The following is a 738-nucleotide window of genomic DNA, read 5'->3' on the forward strand; positions in this document are numbered from 1 at the left end:
CCCGAGCCCGCCGAGCTGTTCCGGCCCGCGTCGGACTCCCGCCCGGTCGAGGCGGAGCCGAAGACGTCGGCCGTGCCGCGCCAGGACCCGCGTCCGACGCCCGGCGACGACGCCGAGCGCACGGTCGCGGTCGGCGCCGTCCGCCGTTCCGGTGACACCCCAACGGATGGTTCGCAGAAGCCGCCGGCGGGGGACAAGGGCACCTCGGCCGAGAGCACGAAGGCCGACGCGGAGCCGCCGACGACCGCGAACCCGGCCGCCGGGCGCGGCCCGGCGCGACCCGGTCCGGAGGGGGCCCGCAACGGCTCCGGCCAGGCCGGCCACGGTCAGAACGGTCGTAACGGTGCGTCGTCGGCGTCCGAGCCGTCGTCGCAGGGTGGCGAGAAGGGCAACGGCGCGACCCGCAACGGTTCCGGCGCGGCCACCGGCGACAAGGGCCGGACGGGCGCGGCGCAGCCGTCGACGGGGACGCGCAGCAGCTGAGGTTCCCCGCGCGGGGCCCGGGACCCCAATAAGGTCCGGGCCCATGCAGCTCGGCTCGTTCACGGTCCCGGTCCTGCCCCTCGTGGCGGTGCTGGGCGCGGGCGTGCTCGTGGTCCTGGTCCTGTGGGGTGTGTGGCGTGCGCGCCGCACCCCTGCGCCCGGGCCGCTGCCGCTCGAGCCCCCGCGCGCGACCGCGGACCCGCAGCCGTCCTATGCGGACTGGACCGGTGAGGCGGCCGGCGGGCCGGCGGACCC

At 78.5% G+C, this 738-nt stretch carries 1 protein-coding gene and 1 pseudogene; both read left to right on the forward strand.

Annotated features, from left to right (window positions below; genetic code table 11):
* Positions 1 to 483: pseudogene (locus GTW08_RS06210) on the forward strand (hypothetical protein); the annotation flags it as partial.
* A 43-nt stretch (positions 484 to 526) separates the two neighbouring features.
* On the forward strand, positions 527 to 738 hold a 212-nt coding region (locus GTW08_RS06215; RefSeq protein WP_202416481.1), incomplete at its 3' end, for a hypothetical protein.

This window comes from Pseudonocardia sp. SID8383 (genome assembly GCF_009864975.1).
GTDB lineage: Bacteria > Actinomycetota > Actinomycetes > Mycobacteriales > Pseudonocardiaceae > Pseudonocardia > Pseudonocardia alni.